Origin of the sequence: Stenotrophomonas sp. AR029, from assembly GCF_047520695.2 — a bacterium.
GTDB lineage: Bacteria > Pseudomonadota > Gammaproteobacteria > Xanthomonadales > Xanthomonadaceae > Stenotrophomonas > Stenotrophomonas sepilia.
In genome coordinates, this window is sequence record NZ_JAXBQQ020000001.1 from 636,262 (window position 1) to 657,043 (window position 20,782).

16 protein-coding genes are annotated in these 20,782 nt (G+C 68.5%); 12 read left to right on the plus strand and 4 right to left on the minus strand.

Annotated elements, in window-relative coordinates:
* Nucleotides 1-7 precede the first annotated feature (7 nt).
* The 9 genes from ACM0PB_RS03045 to ACM0PB_RS03085 all read left to right on the plus strand — a co-directional run bounded on the left by ACM0PB_RS03045 (nucleotide 8) and on the right by ACM0PB_RS03085 (nucleotide 9,654).
* On the plus strand, nucleotides 8-1,258 hold the full coding sequence (locus ACM0PB_RS03045) for an NAD(P)/FAD-dependent oxidoreductase (RefSeq protein ID WP_065177843.1): 1,251 nt from the start codon (nucleotides 8-10) through the stop codon (nucleotides 1,256-1,258).
* Nucleotides 1,246-1,803: a DUF3261 domain-containing protein gene (locus ACM0PB_RS03050; protein ID WP_065185903.1), complete on the plus strand. Its 558-nt coding sequence runs from the start codon at nucleotides 1,246-1,248 to the stop codon at nucleotides 1,801-1,803. Before ACM0PB_RS03045 ends, ACM0PB_RS03050 begins: the two co-directional genes overlap by 13 nt.
* Entirely contained in the window at nucleotides 1,800-2,984 is a 1,185-nt protein-coding gene (locus ACM0PB_RS03055; protein ID WP_414604785.1) for a beta-ketoacyl-ACP synthase, read from the plus strand. The genes ACM0PB_RS03050 and ACM0PB_RS03055 overlap by 4 nt, the downstream gene beginning before the upstream one ends.
* On the plus strand, nucleotides 2,981-3,436 hold the full coding sequence (locus ACM0PB_RS03060) for a hotdog family protein (RefSeq protein ID WP_065185901.1): 456 nt from the start codon (nucleotides 2,981-2,983) through the stop codon (nucleotides 3,434-3,436). The genes ACM0PB_RS03055 and ACM0PB_RS03060 overlap by 4 nt, the downstream gene beginning before the upstream one ends.
* Nucleotides 3,433-4,164, plus strand: a complete 732-nt coding sequence (locus ACM0PB_RS03065) for a 3-ketoacyl-ACP reductase FabG2 (protein ID WP_049416034.1) — start codon at nucleotides 3,433-3,435, stop codon at nucleotides 4,162-4,164. The genes ACM0PB_RS03060 and ACM0PB_RS03065 overlap by 4 nt, the downstream gene beginning before the upstream one ends.
* On the plus strand, nucleotides 4,164-5,402 hold the full coding sequence (locus ACM0PB_RS03070; RefSeq protein WP_005420285.1) for a beta-ketoacyl-ACP synthase: 1,239 nt from the start codon (nucleotides 4,164-4,166) through the stop codon (nucleotides 5,400-5,402). The genes ACM0PB_RS03065 and ACM0PB_RS03070 overlap by 1 nt, the downstream gene beginning before the upstream one ends.
* A gap of 59 nt (nucleotides 5,403-5,461) precedes the next feature.
* Nucleotides 5,462-5,902 (plus strand): hypothetical protein, encoded by a 441-nt coding sequence (locus ACM0PB_RS03075; protein WP_005420284.1) that lies wholly within the window; start codon nucleotides 5,462-5,464, stop codon nucleotides 5,900-5,902.
* A 160-nt stretch (nucleotides 5,903-6,062) separates the two neighbouring features.
* Nucleotides 6,063-6,323, plus strand: coding sequence for a YcgL domain-containing protein (locus ACM0PB_RS03080; RefSeq protein WP_065177845.1), 261 nt, complete (start codon nucleotides 6,063-6,065; stop codon nucleotides 6,321-6,323).
* Nucleotides 6,316-9,654: an ankyrin repeat domain-containing protein gene (locus tag ACM0PB_RS03085; RefSeq protein ID WP_164229329.1), complete on the plus strand. Its 3,339-nt coding sequence runs from the start codon at nucleotides 6,316-6,318 to the stop codon at nucleotides 9,652-9,654. Before ACM0PB_RS03080 ends, ACM0PB_RS03085 begins: the two co-directional genes overlap by 8 nt.
* A gap of 132 nt (nucleotides 9,655-9,786) precedes the next feature.
* On the opposite strand, the gene ACM0PB_RS03090 is transcribed toward ACM0PB_RS03085, so the two are convergent.
* The gene (locus ACM0PB_RS03090) at nucleotides 9,787-11,565 is read right to left on the minus strand and encodes a monovalent cation:proton antiporter-2 (CPA2) family protein (protein WP_065177846.1); all 1,779 of its coding nucleotides are present in this window, start codon (nucleotides 11,563-11,565) and stop codon (nucleotides 9,787-9,789) included.
* A gap of 343 nt (nucleotides 11,566-11,908) precedes the next feature.
* Here ACM0PB_RS03090 and mgtE point away from each other — a divergent pair, with 343 nt between their 5' ends.
* Together mgtE and ACM0PB_RS03100 are read left to right on the plus strand one after the other, a co-directional pair.
* Nucleotides 11,909-13,279, plus strand: coding sequence for a magnesium transporter (mgtE, locus tag ACM0PB_RS03095; RefSeq protein ID WP_005420274.1), 1,371 nt, complete (start codon nucleotides 11,909-11,911; stop codon nucleotides 13,277-13,279).
* A gap of 96 nt (nucleotides 13,280-13,375) precedes the next feature.
* Nucleotides 13,376-16,102, plus strand: coding sequence for a bifunctional acetate--CoA ligase family protein/GNAT family N-acetyltransferase (locus tag ACM0PB_RS03100; RefSeq protein ID WP_164229327.1), 2,727 nt, complete (start codon nucleotides 13,376-13,378; stop codon nucleotides 16,100-16,102).
* A gap of 55 nt (nucleotides 16,103-16,157) precedes the next feature.
* Here the strand turns inward: ACM0PB_RS03100 and ACM0PB_RS03105 are convergent, their stop codons facing one another.
* A complete protein-coding gene (locus tag ACM0PB_RS03105; RefSeq protein ID WP_065185897.1) occupies nucleotides 16,158-16,538 on the minus strand; it encodes a YbjQ family protein in 381 nt (126 codons plus the stop codon).
* A 139-nt stretch (nucleotides 16,539-16,677) separates the two neighbouring features.
* On the opposite strand from ACM0PB_RS03105, the gene ACM0PB_RS03110 reads away from it, so the two are divergent.
* Entirely contained in the window at nucleotides 16,678-17,385 is a 708-nt protein-coding gene (locus ACM0PB_RS03110) for an alpha/beta fold hydrolase (protein ID WP_164229326.1), read from the plus strand.
* Between the two features lie 115 nt (nucleotides 17,386-17,500).
* Here the strand turns inward: ACM0PB_RS03110 and dkgB are convergent, their stop codons facing one another.
* Together dkgB and ACM0PB_RS03120 are read right to left on the minus strand one after the other, a co-directional pair.
* The gene (dkgB, locus tag ACM0PB_RS03115) at nucleotides 17,501-18,310 is read right to left on the minus strand and encodes a 2,5-didehydrogluconate reductase DkgB (RefSeq protein ID WP_065196801.1); all 810 of its coding nucleotides are present in this window, start codon (nucleotides 18,308-18,310) and stop codon (nucleotides 17,501-17,503) included.
* Nucleotides 18,311-18,556: 246 nt separating this feature from the next.
* Entirely contained in the window at nucleotides 18,557-20,677 is a 2,121-nt protein-coding gene (locus ACM0PB_RS03120; protein WP_164229324.1) for a methyl-accepting chemotaxis protein, read from the minus strand.
* Nucleotides 20,678-20,782 lie beyond the last annotated feature (105 nt).

Consider the following 20,782-nt stretch of genomic DNA (forward strand, 5'->3'; position numbering starts at 1 on the left):
CGCACCGATGAACACTGCTGTGGATGCTGTCGAACGTACTGAAATCCTGATCATCGGCGCGGGCCCGGCCGGTTCGGTGGCTGCGGCGATGCTGCGCCAGCAGGGCCGCCAGGTGCTGATGCTGGAACGCCAGCAGTTTCCACGCTTCTCCATCGGCGAAAGCCTGCTGCCGCAGAGCATGGAGTACATCGAGGCGGCCGGCCTGCTGCAGGATGTGGTCGAGGCGGGCTTCCAGTACAAGAACGGTGCCGCCTTCGTGCACGGCGAAGCGCGCACTGCATTCGACTTCAGGAAGAAGTTCTCGCCGGGTTGGGGCACCACCTACCAGGTGCAGCGCGCCGACTTCGACAACGTGCTGGCACGCGGTGCCGAGCGCATGGGCACCACGCTGCGCTTCGGCGACGAAGTGCTTGCGGTCGAGCCGGGCGAGCAACCGGCGGTGACGGTACGTCGCCCGGACGGCAGCGAGTACCGCATCGAGGCCGATTTCATCCTCGACGCCTCAGGCTTCGCGCGCCTGCTGCCGCGCCTGCTGCAGCTGGAGTCGCCGTCCAACTTCCCGGTGCGCGGCGCGATCTTCTGCCACGTGCGCGACAACATTCCGGCCGAAGCGGACTTCGACCGCAACAAGATCCTGATCACCACCCACCCCGAGCACATCGACGTCTGGTACTGGACGATTCCGTTCTCCAACGGCTGCTGTTCGCTGGGCGTGGTCGCCGAGCCGTCGTTCTTCGAGCGCTACGAGGGTGACGACCTGCAGAAGCTGCAGGCCATCGTCGGCGAGGACCCCAACCTGACCCGCCTGCTGGCCAACGCCGAATGGGCGGTGCTGCCGGTGCGCCGGATCACCGGCTATTCGGCCAATGTCAGTTCGCTGTGGGGGCCCGGCTACGCGTTGCTGGGCAACGCCGGCGAGTTCCTCGATCCGGTGTTCTCCTCCGGCGTGACCATTGCCTTCAAGTCCGCGCAGCTCGCCAGTGAATGCCTCAAGCGCCGCTATGCCGGCCAGGCCGTGGACTGGGAGGCCGAGTTCTCGATCCCGCTGCGCGCGGGCGTGAAGACCTTCCGCCGCTTCGTCGAAAGCTGGTACCAGGGCGGCTTCCAGAAGATCATCTACCACCCGCAGCAGCAGCCCGAAGTGCGCGACATGATCAGCTCCATCCTGGCCGGTTACGCCTGGGACACCAAGAATCCGTATGTGGCCGATGAAAGTGGTCGCCGCATGCGCGTGCTGGAGGAATTGTGCAGCGCCTGATCTTCCGTACTGCAGCCCTGCTGCTGTGCCTGCTGCTGGCCGCCTGTGCCGGCCGCATGCCGAAACCGCAGGTGGAACTGCCGCCGCTGCGCCTGGCGCCAGCCAGCCTGCCGGCGCCGCTGGCGCTGCAGCAGCAGCTGCATTTCCGCTTCGGCACGCATGAGCGCGTTCTCGACGCGCTGCTGGAAGCCGACGCCCAGCAGGTGCAGCTGGCCGTGCAGGCGATGGGCCAGACCGGCGTGCGCCTGCAATGGGACGGCCAGCAGCTGACCCAGCAGCGCGCGCCATGGCTGCCACCGCAGGTGCGCGCCGAGCGCGTGCTGGATGACCTGCAGTTCGCGCTGTGGCCGACCGCGGCCATTGCCGCCGTGCTGCCGGCGGGCTGGCAGGTCAGTGATGATGGCCATCAGCGCAGCCTGTCGCGTGAGGGCACCGTGTGGCTGCACCTGCAGCGGCTGGACGATGGCAGCGTGCAGCTGGACAACCGCGCCGAAGGCTATGCGCTGCGCATCGAATCGATCGACATGGCCGGGCCGGACCGATGAGCGCACCGATCTACCTGAACGAGCTGGGTGTGGTCTGTGCACTCGGCGCTGGCCGCGCCGCCGTGACGTCGGCACTGTTCGCCGACGCGCCGGGCGGGCTCAGCGACAACGAGAGCCTGTTGCCGGGGCGCACCCTGGCGCTGGGGGAAGTACGCACGCCGCTGCCGGCGCTGGATGACCTGCCGGTGGCGCTGCGCGGGCGCAACAATGCCCTGCTGGACGTGGCATTGGCTCAGATCGCGCCGGCAGTGGCTGCGGCGATCGCCCGCCATGGCGCCGAGCGCGTAGCGGTGGTGCTGGGCACCAGCACCTCGGGCATTGGTGAATCCGAGCAGGCATTGCGCAGCCATGCCGAACAGGGCCAGTGGCCGCAGGGCTTTGATTACGCCCAGCAGGAAATGGGCACCGCCGCGCAGTTCGTGCGCCAGCGCAGTGGCGCACAGGGGCCGGCATGGACCCTGTCCACTGCCTGCTCGTCCAGTGCCAAGGCGCTGATGTCGGCCGCACGCATGCTGCGCGCCGGCATCGTCGATGCGGTGATCGCCGGTGGCGCCGATTCGCTGTGCCGCTTCACCGTAGCCGGCTTCAGCGCGCTGGAATCGGTCTCGGCCCAACGTTGCAATCCGTTCTCGCAGCATCGTACTGGTATCAACATCGGCGAAGGCGCCGCGCTGTTCCTGCTCACCCGCGAACCCGGCCCGGTATGCCTGGCGGGGTGGGGCGAGTCGGCCGACGCCCACCACATGTCCGCCCCGGACCCGCAGGGCCTGGGCGCCATCGACGCCCTGCAGCAGGCGCTGCAGCGTGCTGGCTGGGCCGCCGGCGAAGTGGACTATGTGAACCTGCATGGGACCGCGACCGGCCACAACGATGCGATGGAAAGCCTGGCCGTGTCGCAGGTGCTCGGCAGCCACGTGCCGGCCAGTTCGACCAAGCCGTTGACCGGCCATACGCTGGGTGCCTCGGGTGCCATCGAGGCGGCGCTGTGCTGGATCGTGCTGGCCGAGAACCCGCAGCAGCTGCTGCCGCCGCACTGGTGGGACGGCGTGGCCGACCCGGCACTGCCGGTGCTGCCGCTGGTCGCACCGGGCACGCGCCTTGCGCAGCCGCCACGGCGGGTGCTGAGCAATTCGTTCGCCTTCGGCGGCAGCAATGCCGTGCTGGCACTGGAGCGTCGATGAACACGCTGTACGCGATCGAAGACGTGGTGCCGCACCGCCAGGACATGTGCCTGCTGGAGCGCATCACGCAGTGGGACCAGGACGCCATCGAGGCCGAACTGGTGGTGCCCGAGGCCGGCCTGTTCGTCGAGGATGACCAGGTGCCGGCATGGGTCGGCATCGAGTACATGGCGCAGGCCATCGCGGCCTGGGCCGGTTGCCGAGCGCGTGCGACCGGCAGGCCACCGCAGCTGGGCTTCCTGCTCGGCAGCCGCCGCTACAGCAGCGCGCGCAGCAGCTTCCCCAGCGGTTCGCGGCTGCGCGTACAGGCGCGCTGCGAGCTGTTGGGTGACAATGGATTGGGGATGTTCGCCTGCCGCATCCTGGCAGGCGAGGAAGAATGGGCGACAGCCAACGTGTCGGTGTTCGAACCGGCCGACGCGATGGCCTATCTGGAGAGTGGACAGGCATGACAGGGAATCGAAGCGTGCTGGTGACCGGCGCCAGCCGGGGCATCGGCCGGGCCATCGCGCTGCGCATCGCGCGCGATGGCTTCGACGTGGTGGTGCATTGCCGCAGCCGCGTGGATGAAGCACAGGCGGTGGTCGCCGAGATCCAGGCACTGGGCCAGCAGGCCCGCGTGCTGGTGTTCGACGTGGCCGACCGCGCGTCTGCGCGGGCCGCTCTGGAGGCCGATGTCGAAGCGCACGGCGCTTACTACGGCGTGGTCTGCAATGCCGGCATCGCCCGCGATGGCGCCTTCCCGGCGCTGTCAGCGGACGATTGGGACCAGGTCATCCACACCAACCTGGATGGCTTCTACAACGTGCTGCATCCGCTGATCATGCCGATGGTGCGGCGGCGCAAGCCGGGCCGCATCGTCACCCTGTCGTCGGTCTCCGGACTGGCCGGCAACCGCGGGCAGGTCAACTACAGTGCCGCCAAGGCCGGCATCATCGGCGCCACCAAGGCTCTGGCGCTGGAACTGGCCAGCCGCCAGATCACCGTCAACTGCGTGGCCCCGGGCCTGATCGAGACCGAAATGCTCAACGACGAAGTGGTTGAACACGCGCTCAAGCTGATTCCCGCCGGCCGCGTTGGCCGCCCGGACGAAGTGGCGGCTACCGTGGCGTTCCTGCTGTCCGAACCGGCCGGCTACATCACCCGCCAGGTGATCTCGGTGAACGGAGGCATGCTCTGATGGCCGCCGATCGTCGCGTGGTGGTTACCGGCGCCGCTGCCATCAGTCCACTCGGCCACGACTGGCCGACCATCGAAGCGCACCTGCGCAGCTGCCGCAACGCGGTGCGTGCGATGCCCGAGTGGGATGTCTATGCCGGGCTGAACACCAAGCTGGCCGCGCCGGCGCAGGACTTCGAGCTGCCGCCGAACTACAACCGCAAGACCACCCGCTCGATGGGCAAGGTCGCGATCATGTCGGTGCGCGCCACCGAGGTGGCGCTGCGCGAGGCCGGCCTGAATGAGCATCCGGTGCTGCGCAGTGGCCGTACCGGCGTGGCCTATGGCTCCTCGTCCGGCAGCCACGAGGCCACCGGCGAATTCGGGCGCATGCTCAACGAATTCACCACCGATGGCATCAGCGCCACGACCTATCTGAAGATGATGAGCCACACCGCGCCGGTCAACATCGGCGTGTTCTTCGGCCTGTCCGGGCGCGTGTACACCACCTCCAGCGCCTGCACGTCGGGCAGCCAGGGTGTGGGCGCGGCCTATGAAGCCATCCGCAGCGGCAAGCAGACGGTGATGGTGGCCGGCGGTGCCGAGCAGCTCGATGCCACCGCTGCAGCGGTGTTCGACACGCTGTTCGCCACCAGCGTGCGCAACGACGCGCCGCAGACCACGCCTCGCCCGTTCGATGCCGGCCGCGATGGCCTGGTGCTGGGCGAGGGCGCCTGCACGCTGATCCTGGAAGACCTGGAACACGCGCAGGCGCGCGGCGCCACCATCCTTGCCGAGGTGGTCGGCTACGGCACCAACAGCGATGGCCAGCACGTCACCCAGCCCAGTGCCGACACCATGGCCCAGGCCATGCGCCTGGCATTGGAGGACGCGGGCCTGGACGCGGCGCAGATCGACTACGTCAACGCCCATGGCACCGCCACCGACCACGGCGACATCGCCGAGACCCAGGCCACCGCACAGGTGTTCGGCAGCCGCGTGCCGATCAGCTCGCTGAAGAGCTACGTCGGCCACATGCTGGGTGCCTGTGGCGCGTTCGAGGCCTGGGTGAGCATCCAGATGATGCGTGCCGGCTGGTTCGCGCCCACCCTGAACCTGGCCGCGGTCGACCCGCGCTGTGGCCAGCTCGACTTCATCACCGGGCAGGGCCGCGAACTGCAGGCCGAGTACGTGATGAGCAACAACTTCGCCTTCGGCGGCATCAACACCTCGCTGGTGTTCCGCCGCTGGAGCGAGTGATCCACTGCGCCAACACACCGTTCCCGTTACCTCCGCACCCTCGACAAGGAGATGTTCCGATGCGCCGCACTCTCATGATCGCCACGGCTACCGCGCTGCTGGCCCTGACTTCCACCGCTTCCGCCCGCGACACGCGTGTCGAACAGTCCCTGCAGGAACTGGTCAATTCGCAGGCCGCCAAGGACGCCGGCATCGACGGCAGCGTGCGTTTCTATCTGGCCGGCCAGCCGGTCAGCGTGCAGCAGCGCCTGGGCGAAGACGTGACCAACAAGAAGACCAACGCCGCCAACAAGAGCGATGCCGAGGCCTGCCGCTGGGTTGCGCTGTCGGCACTGCGCGCGCTGCAGGACGGTGCCAAGTCGCGCGGCGCCAACGCCGTGGTCGACATCGTCAGCTATTACAAGAAGAACGAGTTCAAGAGCAGCACCAACTACGAGTGCTACGCCGGTGCCATCCTCGCGGGTGTCGCGCTGAAGGGCACCTACGCCAAGGTCAAGTAAGCGCCCGTGTGGCGGCGGCGCAGCCTGAACGTCGCCGCCACATTGCTGAACCCCGCAGGCGAAACACCGCCGATCGCGCCGCCATCGTCGGCTGACGGCTTTCCCCGGTGTCGGCTTTCCGACACAATCATGGCTCTTCCCGGGTTATCGTCCCGCGGACATGCACGCCTACGTCTATAAAAGCCAACTCAAGCCGGACACCTACGTCTACGTTCCCCGACGCGATGATTTCAGCGCGCTGCCCGCGCCGCTGCTCACCTCGCTGGGGACGCTCGCCTTCGTGCTGGAGGTGGTCCTGGATGCCCAGCGCCGCCTGGCGCAGGCTGACCCGGAAAAGGTCCGCAGCGAAATGAGCGAGCGCGGGTTCTACCTGCAGGTGCCGCCGTCGGTGGCCAGCCTGATGCCGCGCCACTATGACTGACGCCTCCCGTCCGCGCATTCTGTCAATTGCCTTCGCCGCGGGCGCGGTGCTGGCGCTGGGCGCCGCCGTGGGCGGCGTTCCGGGTGCGGTCCTTGCCGCACTGGCGCAGCCCGCGTTCGCGTTGGCGATATCGTGGTGGCGCCGCAGCCGCGCGCTGCTGCCGCTGAAGGTGGTCGCACGCCAGGACCTGCCGGCGCTGCTGGCATTGTGGGCAGCCGCCCCGCTGTTGCTGGCGCTGCTGCTGGCCTGGCCGCTCGCAGCGCTGCGTGACAGCGGCAGCCTGGCGGCAGTGCTTGGCCTGAGCGTACTGGTCAGTGCCGGCCTGCTGGCGGCCTGGCGCACCTGGCCATTGTGGAACGATGTCGAACGCCTGGATGGCAGCCTGGCCCAGCACTGGCAGGCGCTGGCGGGGCGCGACCTGACTGCTTGGCGTGGCCTCGGCGTGGCCGCGCTGGTCATTGCGCTGGCCGCGCTGGTGGTGCTGCCGGCCTGGCCGGGCCTGTTGCCGGAAAGCGCGCGCTGGCCCGCCGCGCTGGCGGTCGTACTGCTGTCGCCGGTGCTGCACCTGCTGCTGCAGCGGGTCGCGCCTGCGCCGCTGGTGTCGTTGCGCTCCAGCCCGTTGGTGGCGTCCAGCGCTGAACCCGAACCGATGTTCGCAGCGGCGGCCGACGCCCTGCCGCTGGAGGCGATGGCGCCGCAGGAACTGACACCGGCGCTGTATGAAGCCGCCCGCCAGGGCCGCATCGACCGGGGCCTGCAGCTGCTGCAGGCCGGTGCCGATCCGTATGCGCTGCCGGACCCGAACTGGCGTGACCAGCGCAGCCTGGCGGTGCTGGCCGCGGTGCTGCCGGACCTGCGCCTGCTGCGCGAACTGATTGCCCGCGGCGTCGATGTGAATGCGCCGCACCGGGGCATGACCCCGCTGCTGGCGGCGACCCGCGACAGCTGGCATGGCCGCCCCGAAGCGGTGATGACCCTGCTCGCCAACGGCGCCGACTCGCGTGCCACCGACAGTGATGGCAACACCCCGCTGCACCATGCCGCACGCAGTTCCGACCCGGGGGTGGCCGCGCTGCTGCGCGATGCCGCTGCCGAAGTCGATGCGCTGAACCGTGATGGCTGGTCGCCGCTGGCGGTGGCCTGCCAGGTGGGCAACTGGCGTCTGGCCCGCTTCCTGCTCGAACGCGGTGCACGCTGCGAACCGGCCGATGGCACCCCGGTGCTGCTGGCCGCCGCCGCCACCGAGGATGACGATCCGGCGGGCGTGCAGCTGCTGCTCAAGCACAAGGCACGGGCCGACGCCCGCGATCGCCAGCGCCGCAGTGCGTTGCATGAGGCGGCCCTGGCCGGCCATGTCGAGATCATCGGCGTGCTGCTCGGCGCGGGCGCCAATCTGGAGGCGCGCGATGCACTGGGGCGTACGCCGTGGCTGGAAGCGGCCCGTGCCGGTCGCGCCGCCGTGATCGAGCACCTGCTGCCGCACAAGCCGGACCTGGTCGCGGTGGACGGCGAAGGCCGCAATGCGGTGCAGCTGGCGGCGATGGCCGAGGATGTCTCGCCGCTGCTGATCAAGCGCCTGGTCGAACTGGGCATCGCGGCCGATGCCACCGATCCGGTCGGCCGCCGTGCGGTGGACTACGCCGCCGAGGCCGGCCGCTGGGCGATCGTAGCCCTGCTGGACCCGTCCTATCCGTTGCCGGCCGCGGTCAGTGATGGCCTGGCTGATCGTGGCGAAGCAGCCAGTGCCAGCGGCCTGCTGCCGGACCGTCCGCCGCTGACCCTGCTGCGCGAGGCCCTGGGCTTCGGCAACACCGACGGCATGGCGGCACTGGCCAGGCTGTGCCAGCCGGAGGAACTGGGCGGGCTGCTGCTCGATCCGGAGTTGGCGCTGGAACCGCGTGCGGTGGACTGGCTGCTGGGCCACGGCGCCGATCCCTATGTGCGTGATGCCTGCTCCGATACGCCGATGTTCGCGCTGTTGTCGCGCGGCATCGATGCGGTGCCGGCGTTGCAGGTGATGCTGCAGCGTGGCCTGTCGCCGGCCGGCCGCGGCGGCCTGGCGCGCTTCCTTGCTGCCTGCGCACAGCACGACCAGGCCGCGCGTGGCCTGGAACAGCTGGCACTGGAACTGCTTGAGCGTGGCGCCGATCCGTTCGCCGCCTCGCCGGCGGGCGATCCGCCGCTGTCGCTGGCGGTGCGCCTGGGGTGGCTGCGGCTGCAGCAGGCCCTGCTCAAGGCCGGCGTTGATCGCGAAGCACGCGACAGCCACGGCATGACCGCACTGCACCTGGCCACCGCATTGGCCCGCGAAGGCGCGCTTAAGCTGCTGGTGCAGCATGGTGCCTCGCCGGAAGCACGTGCCGCCGACGGCCAGACACCGCTGGGCGTGGCGCTGTCGATCGGTCGCCGCGATCTGGCCGACTGGCTCGATTGGCGGGTGTGGCCGTTGCCGCGCCGCACCCTGCGCGAGGCCGATCTGCCGGCCGCCGCAATGGCCGGTGACGTCGATGCAGTGCGCCGCCTGATCGATCTGGGCTTCGCCGTCGACGCCGTCGACGCACAGGGCTGCACCGCGCTGCTGCGTGCTGCCGGTGGCGGCCACCTGGCGGTAACCGACCTGCTGCTGGCGCGCGGCGCCGATCCGCAGCACGCGGCGGCCAGTGGCGCGACGCCGCTGTCGGCGGCGGTCAGCATGCGCCAGGTGGACATCGTTTCGGCCCTGCTCGACGCTGGCGCCAAGCTGGAACACCGCCTGCCGGGTGGCGTGACGGTGCTGATGCTGGCCTCCGCGCTGGGCCTTCCGGACATCGTCGCGCGCCTGCTCACGGCGGGTGCCAACGTGCATGCCGGTGACGCGCAGCAGCTGGGTCCGCTGCACTGTGCCGCGCTGTACGGTTTCAGTGCCCGCGACCGCTCGCGCCTGCTGGCGCTGCTCGACACCCTGCTGCTGGCCGGTGCTGAACCGGACCAGGCCGCCGCTGGTTCTGTCACGCCGCTGCTGCTGCTGCTGGGCGCGCGCGCCGAGCCGGGTACCGCCTGCGACGAGCAGGTGGTGATGGCCGCAGTGGAGCGCCTGCTGGACGAGGACGTAAGCCTGGACGTACGCGACCCGCGTGGCTTCGGCCCGCTGCATCTGGCCGCGCTGCATGGCCTGCCGCTGCTGGTGCAGCGCCTGCTGCGCGCCGGTGCCGATCCTGAAGCGCGCGACAGCCTCAACCGCAGCCCGCGCGAGATCGCGGTGATGCGTGGCTTCATCGACGTGGCCGGCGAGTTCGAGCCGCGCGTGCCGGGCGTTTCCTCGATGGCGCGGTTCCTGCGCGACAACGGCTGATCGGGACCCGGTAGATCCACGCCATGCGTGGATGATCGTGCCCGGAAGCCAAAGCATCCACGCATGGCGTGGATCTACTGCCGGAATCCGCAACCTCAATCTGTGGTGGGTGCCGACCGTTGGTCGGCACGCCTATTTGTCGTCCCTTTCCGCGTCGGCCTCGAACAGGTGCATCAGGTCGTTGCGCGCATCACGCGAGGTCTGGATCACCGCGGCCTCGTCGTCGTACACCAGGTACTGGTCACGCAGCAGCTGCTCATCATGCTCACGGAAGCGCTGCACATGGCGTTCGGCCACGTCTGGGGCCACGCCCAGCGCCGTCAGCACGCGCCCGCTCATCTCCAGGCTGGTGCCGAACACTTCGCGGAACGGCTCGGCCGACATGTCCATCAGGCGCCACGCATGCTGGCGGTTGCGCGCTCGCGCCAGCACCTTCGCGTCCGGGTACAGCCGGCGCACCATGCGCACCGCGCGCAGGTTGGTCTCCGGGTCGTCCACGGTGATGACGAACACATCGATGTGCTCGCCACCCGCTGCACGCAGCATCTCCGGGCGGGTCGGGTCGCCGTAGTACAGCTGGTTGCCGAAGCGGCGCAGGTCGGCCACCGTGTCCGGGTTCGCCTCCAGCGCCACGAACGGCACCTTCTGTGCGGTCAGCAGGCGTGCGATCACCTGGCCGAAGCGGCCCATGCCGGCGATCAGCACCTTGGGCCGGTTGTCCGGTGCCACCTTGTCGGCCTCGGCGGTCCCGCGCGGTGGAGCCTTCTCCTGGCCGAGCAGCTTGAGCAGCGCGATCATCAGCAGTGGCGTGATCGCCATCGACAGGCCGACGATCGCCACCAGCCGATCGTGATTGGCGTTGCCCAGCAGGTGCGCGCGCTGCGCTTCGTTGAACACCACGAAGGCGAACTCGCCCCCCAGCCACAGCACGCTGCCCAGCAGCAGCGACTGCCGCGGACTGAGCTTTGCAATACGGCCAATCACATACAGCAGGCTGAACTTGACCACCAGCAGGATCGCCACGCCGGCTGCGATCAGCCACGGCTCTGCGGCGATGCGGTCGAGATCGATGCCCATGCCCACCGCGATGAAGAACAGCCCCAGCAGCAGGCCCTTGAACGGCTCGATCTGCGCTTCCAGTTCGTGCCGGAACTCCGAATCGGACAGCAGCACCCCGGCCAGGAACGCGCCCAGGCTGGGGCTGAGGCCCGCTTCCTGCATGAACCAGGCAGTGCCCAGCACCACCAGCAGGGCGGTGGCGGTGAACACTTCCGGGCTGCGGGTGCGCGCGATGATGCTGAACACCTTGCGCAGCACCGGTCGCCCGCACAGGATCACCACGGCCAGCGCGCCGAGGGCCACGGCGGCGTCTTCCCAGCGCAGGGTCTCGTTCTTCGCCCCGCCCAGCAGCGGGATGGCCGCCAGCAGCGGGATCGCGATCAGGTCCTGGAACAGCAGGATGGCAAAACCCAGCCGGCCATGGTCGCTGTTGATCGCCTTGTGCTCGGACAGCAGCTGCAGGCCTACCGCGGTGGATGACAGCGCCAGCGCAACACCGACCACCAGCGCGCTCTTCCACTGGAAGTGGTCGAGCAGCAGCAGGCCGCCCAGCACCAGCCCGGACATCGCCACCTGCGCCGCGCCCGCGCCGAACACCGAGCGCCGCATCACCTTCAGGCGTGCCGGCGACAGCTCCAGGCCGATCACGAACAGCAGCATCACCACGCCGATCTCGGCCGCGCCGAGGATGCGGTCGGCGTCCTGCACGAAGCCCAGCCCGTCCGGGCCCAGCACCACGCCGGCCGCCAGGTAGCCCAGCACCGCGCCGAAGCCGAACTTCTTGAACACCGGCACGGCAATGACCGCCGCCAGCAGCAGCACCAGGGCCAGTTCCAGACCGCCGCTATGCATGGGAATACCTGGTCATCGGGGAAGCCCGCAGTGCGTCCGTTCGGGGGGGGAAAGCGTGGCGAGCGCCACCCGGCCATTATGCGCGCCGGTTGGTGTATGCACGAGAACAACCGGCCGGCAGGCGCCCGGCGCAGGGATGCCGGGTTGACCTGCATGGCCCGCGGGTCCAGACTGCCCGCCGCTGGCGGCGCACCGCCGGCACGCGCATTCCGGAGTCCCCAACCCATGTCCAGCGACAGTAGAAGTCGACCTCGTTCGACGCCAGCGATGGCCACCGCCTGACATCGGGACGGTTTGCCTGCGTTGGCGTTGCGCGAGGTCGCACCCCCACAAGGCAAAACCGATGAACCAGAAGCAATTGCTGCGCCCGGTGGCCGATGCCGCCGCATTGGCCGCACCGCTGGCGAACTACAACACCGCCGATGCGGTGGAATTCCTCAACACATTGGAACTGGCCCGCGCCGCGGAAACGCTGGCCGCGCTGCCGTTGCCGCGTGCAGTGAAGATGCTGGAAGCGCCGGAGCTGCACCGCAGCGGTGAGCTGGTGGCCGCGCTGCCGCCGGCACGCGCCGCTGCCCTGCTCGGGCTGATGGCTGACGACCGCGCCACCGACATCGTCCACGAGCTGGATGAGGAAGAACGCGCGCGGCTGATCCCGCTGCTGGGCACCGACGCCCGCCAGGTCATCCAGAAGCTGCTGAGCTACCCGCCGAACACCGCCGGCGCGCTGATGACCACCGAATACGTGGCGGTGCCCGCCAGCTGGACCGTGGCGCAGACCCTGCAGCACATCCGCCAGGTCGAGCGCACGCGTGAAACGGTGTACGCGATCTACGTGCTGGACCCGGCCAGCCAGCAGCTGCAGCAGGTGGTGACCATGCGCCGGCTGATCACCGGCCTGCCCGAGGAATCGATCCTGGACGTGGCCCAGGTCAATCCGCCGGTGACGGTGGACGCGCTGATGGACCAGGAAGAAGTGGCGCGGCTGATCCGCCGTCACGACCTGCTGGCGATCCCGGTGGTCGACGCGCAGCAGCAGATGCTCGGCATCGTCACCGTGGACGACGTGCTCGATGCGCTGATCGAGGAATCCACCGAGGACGCGCACAAGTTCGGCGGCATGGAAGCGCTGGACAAGCCGTACATGCAGATCGGCTTCTTCGAGATGCTGCGCAAGCGCGCCGGCTGGCTGAGCGTGCTGTTCCTGGGCGAGATGCTGACGGCCAGTGCGATGCAGCACTACGAGGACGAACTGGCGCGCGCGGTGGTGCTGACCCTGTTCATCCCGTTGATCATGAGTTCGGGCGGAAATTCCGGCTCGCAGGCCACCTCGCTGTTGATCCGCAGCCTGGCGCTGCGCGAACTGCGCCTGCGCGACTGGTGGAAGGTGGCCATCCGCGAGATCCCGACCGGCATGGTGCTGGGTGCCATCCTCGGCTGCCTGGCGATCGTGCGCATCGTGATCTGGCAGCTGGGTGGCCTGCATGACTACGGCGAGCACTGGATCCTGCTGGCGATCACCATCGGCGCCGCGCTGGTCGGCATCGTCACCTTTGGTTCGCTGTCCGGCTCGATGCTGCCCTTCGTCCTGAAGCGCCTCGGCTTCGACCCGGCCAGCGCCTCGGCCCCGTTCGTGGCCACCCTGGTGGATGTGACCGGCCTGGTGATCTATTTCAGCATCGCCGCGCTGATCCTGCACGGCACGCTGCTGTAACAAAACGTGCACGCCGGGGTCGGATCCCTTTCCTGCGAAAAGGGATCCGACCCTTCCTCCGACCCCATCGCCACGGAATTTGGGTACCGTAGGCGCATGAGTACCTACCACCTGCAGTCCGTATTCCGTCCGCAGTCGGTCGCGGTGATCGGCGGCAGCCCGCGTGAGCGTTCGGCCGGCCGCGCAGTGATGCGCAACCTGCGCGGCACCGGCTTCCCCGGCAAGGTGGCGTGGATCAACCCGCGGCACGCCGAGATCGATGGCATCCGCACGGTCAAGCGCTTGAAGGACCTGGACTGGGTGCCCGACCTGGTGGTGATCACCGCGCCGGCGGCGATCGTGCCGCAAGTGGTGCGTACAGCTGCAGAGCGTGGCGTGCAGGCGGCGATCATCCTCACCGCGCACCTGGGCGAAGGCCCGGGTTCGTTGTCCGCACAGGTAGAGGCGGTGGCGCGCAAGCATGGCCTGCGCATCCTCGGGCCGCATTGCCTGGGCGTCATCGCGCCGCACGCGCGACTCAATGCCAGCATCGCCGCGCACTTCCCGCAGGCCGGCGACCTCGCGCTGATCTCCGAATCCTCGGCCATTGCCGCCGCGCTGGTGGAGTGGGGCGTGGCGCGCTCGGTGGGCTTCTCCGCCGTGGTTTCGCTGGGCGACACGATGGACGTCGACTTCGGCGACCTGCTCGACTACTTCGCCACGGACTACCGCACCCGCGCCATCCTGCTGTATGTCGAGCAGATCAAGGACGCGCGCAAGTTCATGTCGGCCGCGCGTGCCGCCGCCCGCGCCAAGCCGGTGGTGGTGGTGAAGTCCGGTCGCGCCGAGCGCGTGCAGCCGGGCAGCCGCGATACCCATGTGCAGGCCCTGGCGCGTGCCGATGATGTGTATGGTGCGGCCTTCAATCGTGCCGGCCTGCTGCGCGTGGGTGCGCTGGACGAACTGTTCACTGCTGCCGAATCGCTGGGGCGGCTGGGAACCTTTCCCGGTCGCCGCCTGGCCATTCTCAGCAATGGCGGCGGTGTCGGCCGCCTGGCCGTGGACCAACTGATCGCGCTGCGTGGCACGCTGGCCACCCTTTCCGTCAGCACGGTGGAGAAGCTCGATGCGGTGCTGCCGCAGGGCTGGTCGCGCAGCAATCCGGTGGACATCGTGGTCGACGCCGATGGTGACCGCTATGCGTCGGCCATCGAAGCACTGCTGGCCGACAACGAGAACGATGCGGTGATGGTGGTCAACGTGCCAACCGCGTTTACCTCGTCCGCCGACGCGGCGCAGGCCCTCACCCGCACGCTCGGCCTGCGCCCGCGCCATCATCGCGACAAGCCGGTGTTCGCGGTGTGGCTGGGCAACGACGACCAGGCCACCGCCACGCTCAACGCAGCACGAGTGCCGACCTATCCGACCGAGGCCGAAGCAGTACGGGGCTTCCAGCACCTGGTGCGCTACCGCGAGGCACAGAACGCGTTGATGGAAACGCCGCCCAGCCTGCCGCAGGACTTCAGCGTCGACACAGCCACCGCGCGCGCACTGGTCGATGCCGCGCTGGCCAACGGCCAGCAGTGGCTGGACCCGCTGGCCACGCACGAGCTGCTCAAGGCCTACGGCATCCCGTCGGCGCCGGTGATGCATGCGCGCGATGCGCATGAGGCGATGGACCTGGCGCAGCCACTGCTGGAACGCGGTGCGTCCGTAGCGCTGAAGATCCTGTCGCCGGACATTCCGCACAAGTCCGAAGTGGACGGCGTGCGCCTGAATCTGTCCACGCTGCCGGCGGTGCAGAGCGCGGCCAACGCGATCCTGTCGCGTGCGCGCCAGCTGCGGCCGGATGCGCGCATCGATGGCCTGCTGGTACAGCCGACCATCGTCCGCCCGAAGGCGCGCGAACTGATTGTCGGCATCGCCGATGACGCGACGTTCGGCCCGGTGATCGTGGTCGGACGCGGCGGAACCGCCGTCGAAGTGATCAACGACAAGGCGCTGGCCCTGCCGCCGCTGGACCTGCGCCTGGCCCACGAGCTGATCGGCCAGACCCGCGCTTCGCGCATCCTCAAGGCCTACGGCGATGTGCCCGCCGCCGACGAGCGCGCACTGGCGCTGGCACTGGTCAAGCTGGCACAGCTGGCCGCCGACATTCCCGAAGTGCGTACGCTGGACATCAACCCGCTGCTGGTCGACGGCAAGGGCATCCTCGCCCTCGACGCGCGCGTGGCAGTGGCACCGTCGCGCATCCTGCACAAGGGCCGCGGGCATCCGCGCTTCTCGGTGTTCCCGTACCCGAAGGAGTGGGAGCGCACCATCGAACTGTCCGATGGCGGCCGCGCGTTCGTCCGCCCGGTGCGGCCGGAAGACGATGCGCTGTTCCGCGCGTTCTTCGCCCGCGTCAGCGACGAAGACCTGCGCCTGCGCTTCTTCCAGTCGGTGAAGCACTTCAGCCACGAATTCATCGCGCGCCTGACCCAGCTCGACTACGCGCGCTCGATCGCGCTGGTAGCGATCGAACCGCGCAGCGGCGAGATGCTGGGCGCAGTGCGCCTGCACGCCGATGCCGATTACCACCGTGGCGAGTACGGCATCCTGATCCGCTCGGACCTGAAGGGCCACGGCATCGGCTGGCGGCTGATGGCGATCATGATCGAGTACGCGAAGTGGCTGGGCCTGGACGTGGTCGAAGGCCAGGTGCTGCGCGAAAACAGCACCATGCTGGCGATGTGCCAGAGCCTGGGATTCAAGACCAGGCTGGACCCGGACGACCCGACGGTGATGATGGTGACCTTGCCGGTGCAGCAGGTCGAGGTGCCCGACGTGCCGCCGGTGGCGTAATTCCTGTAGAGCCGAGCCTACGCTCGGCTGCTTTTGCGTACGCTTGGCGGCTGCATCACCGCACCGGCTCTACCACCACCGCCGTGCCATAGCACAGCACTTCGGTCAGCCCGGTCATCACATCAGTGGCGTCGTAGCGCATGCCGATGATCGCGTTGGCACCCAGCTGCCGCGCGTGCTTGACCATGTCGCGGTAGGTTTCCTCGCGAGCCTGTTCGCACAGCTCGGTGTAGATGGTGATGTTGCCACCGAAGAGCGTCTGGATACCGCCCAGGAAGTTGCCGACGATCGAACGCGAGCGCACGGTGATACCGCGCACCACGCCGAGGTTGCGCACGACGCGATGGCCGGGCAGCTCGAAGGCGGTGGTGACCAGCGCATCGTCGAAGCGCAGTGCCGGCGGGGAAGGGGTGCCGCTGTTGTAGGGGTCTGCCATGGTCGCGTCCGTGTCGCTGCCTTCTGTAGAGTCGAGCCATGCTCGACGGGCTGTGCTGCAGTCGAGCATGGCGCGACTCTACAACGCAATCGCCCGTTGCGGCATGGTTCCGTCACCGTGCTGGCGCGACAATATCCCCATGACCGACCGTATCCCCCTGTTGCTGCTGCCCGGCCTGCTCAACGATGCTGAGCTGTGGCGCGCGCAGCTGGCCGACCTGGCCGATATCGCCGACTGCACCGTGGGCGACCAGACCGGTGGCGAGACCCTGCAGGCGGTGGCCGAGGACGTGCTGGCGCAGGCGCCGGAACGCTTTGCGTTGGCTGGATTCTCGCTGGGCGGTTTCGTCGCCCAGCAGATCCTGCGCATCGCGCCGGAGCGGGTCCTGCAGCTGGCGCTGATTGATACCTCGATCCACGCCGACTCACCCGAGCGGGCCGAGCAGCGCCGCAGCCAACGTGCCAGCGTGCGCCTACCCGGCAAGTTCCATGGTTTCGGTGATGTGCTGATGCGCAGCTACATCGATGCCTCGCGGCTGGATGATTACGTGCTGGTGCAACGTGTGCGTGACATGACCGCCCGCCTGGGCGCGGAAGTGTTCCTGCGCCAGAGCGCACTGGAACGCCGCGATGGCCATGATGTGCTGGCCGGTTACCGTGATCCGCTGTTGATCGTGTGTGGCGCCAATGACCGCATTACGCCACTCGCGGTGAGCGAGGAAATGCACGCGATGGTGCCGCACTCGCAGCTGGTGGTGGTGCCCGATTGCGGGCACCTGGCGCCGATGGAGAAACCGGACGAGGTCAGTGCGGCAATGCGTGGGTGGTTGTTGCAGGGCAGGGGATGATCCCCGCGTTCTGGTAGGTGCCGACCTTGGTCGGCACGGTGTTTCATCGATCGGTCAGACGTCTGCGCCGACCAGGGTCGGCGTCTACCAGAGCAGTTGCGCGCCGTCGTTGGAATCAATCCCAGGCTGGGGCGATGCCTTCCGGGTTGGCAAGGCGATGGCCGCGGTCGAGCTTGGCGATCTGTGCCATGTCTTCGTCGGTCAGGCGGATCGCTGCTGCCTCCAGGTTGCTGGCCAGGTTCTCGCGCTTGGTCGAGGACGGAATGACCGAGAAGCCCTGCTGCAGCGCCCAGGCCAGCGCGACCTGCGCCGGCGTGGCCTGGTGGCGGCCGGCGATGGCCTGGATCACCGGGTCCTTGATTACCTCACCATAGGCCAGGCTCATGTAGGCGGTGATGTGGATGCCGTTGTCCTGCAGGAATTTCACCAGCAGGCGGTTCTGCAGGTACGGGTGGATCTCGATCTGGTTGGTGGCGATGGCGCCGGCACCCAGGATGCCGATCGCCTTGCGGGTCTGCGCGATGGTGAAGTTGGAGATGCCGATCTCCTTCGTCAGGCCCTGTGCCTTGGCCTCGGCCAGTGCGGTCAGGTACTCCTCCATCGGCACGTCGACCTTGTCGTTCGGCGACGGCCAGTGGATCAGCGTTAGGTCGACATGATCGGTGCGCAGCTTTTCCAGGCTGGTACGCAGGCTGGCCAGCAGCGCTTCGCGCTTGAACGCGGTGATCCAGACCTTGGTGGTCAGGTAGATCTCATCGCGCGGCACGCCGGAATCGGCGATGGCCTGGCCGACTTCGGCTTCGTTGCCGTAGATCTGCGCGGTGTCGATGGCGCGGTAGCCGACCTCCAGCGCGTTGCGCACGGAATCGATCACGGTCTGGTCTTTGAGGCGGAAAGTGCCGAGACCGAAGGCGGGGACTGTCATGAGGGGCTCCAGCAGTGGGGGAGGGAGACGGGACTATCCACGAAAGGGTAGGTCAGCGGCCGTGTGCATGCCGGCAACGGTGCCTTGCACTGCCGTGTACGACCACAGGCCGTAATGAGTGCGGAACGTTGGTCCGCACTGTTCATGCCGCCACCCATGTAGCGTTGGACGCTGCCGGCCAGCGGCCGGCACTACCCCCGTCCGCGCTCCACGGTGGTGCCGGCCGCTGGCCGGCAACCGGATCACTCAGGCTGCGCGCGCCAACGCGTCCTTCGCTGTCGCCGTGGCCGACAGGTCGAACACATCCACCGCATCGATCAACCGGTTCGCCTGCTGTTCCAGGCTGCGCGCCGCGGCGCTGGCTTCTTCCACCAGCGCGGCGTTCTGCTGGGTGGTGCCGTCCATCTGGATCACCGTCTGGCTGACCTGTTCGATGCCTGCGCTCTGCTCCTGCGACGCCGCGGAGATCTCGGCCATGATGTCGGTCACGCGCTGCACCGAGGCGACGATCTCGGCCATGGTGTCACCGGCCTCGCGCACGCGCTGCGCACCCTCACCGACCTGTTCCACCGACGCCTCGATCAGCGATTTGATCTCCTTTGCCGCCGCCGCAGAGCGCTGCGCCAGGGTGCGCACTTCGCTGGCGACAACCGCGAATCCGCGGCCCTGCTCACCGGCGCGTGCCGCTTCCACCGCAGCGTTCAGCGCCAGGATGTTGGTCTGGAACGCGATGCCATCGATCACGCTGATGATCTCGGCGATCTGCCGCGACGACGTTTCGATCGCACCCATGGTCGCCACCACCTGCCCGACCACGCTGCCACCGTGTGAGGCGACACTCTGTGCACCGATCGCCAGTTGGTTGGCCTGGCGCGCGTGCTCGGCATTCTGGCGCACGGTGGAGGTCAGCTCTTCCATGGATGCCGCGGTCTCTTCCAGATTGGCGGCCTGCTGTTCGGTGCGGCGCGACAGGTCATTGTTGCCGGCGGCAATCTCTGCGGCAGCGGTATGGATGTTGCCGGAGGCATGCTTGATGTCGCTGACGATGGTTGCCAGCTGCGCGGCAGTGGTGTTGGCATCGCCGGCGATGCGCGCGAACACGCCCTGGAAATCGCCGTGCATGCGCGCGCCGAGGCGGCCGCCGGCGATGGCACGCAGCATGCTGGAGACCTCGCCCAGGTTCAGCTCGGTAGTCTGCATCAGGCGGTTGAGGCCCTCGACCATCGCATGGAAATCATGCTCGAAGCGCGCACTGTCGCCGCGCTGGCTGAAGTCACCGGCGGCCGCCGCTTCGGCCAGGCGGCGGATTTCGCCGTTGATCGCACCGAGGTTGTGCTTGACCGCATCCAGCGCTTCGGTGATCACTGCCTTCTCGCCGGGCAGGCGTTCCATGTCCTGGCTGAGGTCGCCGACGGCGTAGCGGCCCATGATCGAGATCGCGCGCATCTTCACCCGGATGTGTGCGTCGACCAGCGTGTTGCAGTCGGCCACCATGGTGCCGAACGCGCCGGGGAAGGCAGCGGCGTCCATGCGATGGCTGATCGTGCCGGCCTCGTGCGCCTGGGCCATCGCGGCCTGTGCATCCAGCACGCCGCGCAGCGTGGACTGCAACGCCTGCATCGCCTGGGCGAGGCGTCCGATCTCGTCGCGGCTGCGCACCTGCACCACGTGCTGCAGGTCGCCGGCAGCCACTGCGCGTGCAGCGGCTTCCACCGCCAGTACCGGCAGCACCACCGCGCGCCGCAGCCACCAGGCCAAGCCGATCAGCAACAGCACGGCGGCCAGCACCGTCAGTGACGCGCACAGCAGCAGGGTCTGCCGCGCCTGCTGCGAACGTGCCGCCAGCGCCGCTTCGGCCACCTGCGTGGCATGCGTACTCAATGCATCCAGAGCGGTCGCCACCGCGCGATCCTTGCCGCGCACCAGGTTGTCGCCGGCGGCCGGATCGTAGCCGGCCGCGGCAAATGCCTGCAGCGCCGCGTGATAGTCCTGCTGCAGCTGCGCGTGCAGGCCAACGAACGCCTGCGCCAGTTCACGCATGCGCGCGTCCGGGCTGGTCACCAGGCCCTTGGCCAGCCGTTCGACCAGGCGGCCTTCGTTGTCGAAAGCGTCCAGGTGGCGCTGACGCAACGCGTCGTCGTGGCCGCGGAGCAGCACGTTCTTCCATTCCTGCACCTGGCCGCGGAACTCACGCTGCAGGCGTTCGGCGTCGCGGCTGTGCGTGACTTCGGGCGGAACCTCGGTGGACAACTTGAACCAGGCGGAGGCCAGGCCAGCCAGCGCGCACAGCAGGACCACGGCCAAGCCAACAGACACCGCGCCGAGCAGCTTGGACTGCAGGCGCGGAGCACGGACAGACGCATTCATGGGGAAGCACTCTCGGGAAGGGGCATTGCGGTATCGACCCGCCAAGCTCCCGCTGAAGTGCGACGGAAATCACATTAGCGTTTCGTTTAGTGATGTGAAGGAACT

Coding starts and splice junctions, on each gene's coding strand:
- ACM0PB_RS03075 (WP_005420284.1), top strand. CDS start 5,462: ATGCGCCGCACTCTCATGATCGCCACGGCTACCGCGCTGCTGGCCCTG.
- ACM0PB_RS03045 (WP_065177843.1), top strand. CDS start 8: ATGAACACTGCTGTGGATGCTGTCGAACGTACTGAAATCCTGATCATC.
- ACM0PB_RS03065 (WP_049416034.1), top strand. CDS start 3,433: ATGACAGGGAATCGAAGCGTGCTGGTGACCGGCGCCAGCCGGGGCATC.
- ACM0PB_RS03100 (WP_164229327.1), top strand. CDS start 13,376: ATGAGTACCTACCACCTGCAGTCCGTATTCCGTCCGCAGTCGGTCGCG.
- ACM0PB_RS03120 (WP_164229324.1), bottom strand. CDS start 20,677: ATGAATGCGTCTGTCCGTGCTCCGCGCCTGCAGTCCAAGCTGCTCGGC.
- ACM0PB_RS03085 (WP_164229329.1), top strand. CDS start 6,316: ATGACTGACGCCTCCCGTCCGCGCATTCTGTCAATTGCCTTCGCCGCG.
- ACM0PB_RS03055 (WP_414604785.1), top strand. CDS start 1,800: ATGAGCGCACCGATCTACCTGAACGAGCTGGGTGTGGTCTGTGCACTC.
- ACM0PB_RS03070 (WP_005420285.1), top strand. CDS start 4,164: ATGGCCGCCGATCGTCGCGTGGTGGTTACCGGCGCCGCTGCCATCAGT.
- dkgB (WP_065196801.1), bottom strand. CDS start 18,310: ATGACAGTCCCCGCCTTCGGTCTCGGCACTTTCCGCCTCAAAGACCAG.
- ACM0PB_RS03110 (WP_164229326.1), top strand. CDS start 16,678: ATGACCGACCGTATCCCCCTGTTGCTGCTGCCCGGCCTGCTCAACGAT.
- ACM0PB_RS03090 (WP_065177846.1), bottom strand. CDS start 11,565: ATGCATAGCGGCGGTCTGGAACTGGCCCTGGTGCTGCTGCTGGCGGCG.
- ACM0PB_RS03080 (WP_065177845.1), top strand. CDS start 6,063: ATGCACGCCTACGTCTATAAAAGCCAACTCAAGCCGGACACCTACGTC.
- mgtE (WP_005420274.1), top strand. CDS start 11,909: ATGAACCAGAAGCAATTGCTGCGCCCGGTGGCCGATGCCGCCGCATTG.
- ACM0PB_RS03105 (WP_065185897.1), bottom strand. CDS start 16,538: ATGGCAGACCCCTACAACAGCGGCACCCCTTCCCCGCCGGCACTGCGC.
- ACM0PB_RS03060 (WP_065185901.1), top strand. CDS start 2,981: ATGAACACGCTGTACGCGATCGAAGACGTGGTGCCGCACCGCCAGGAC.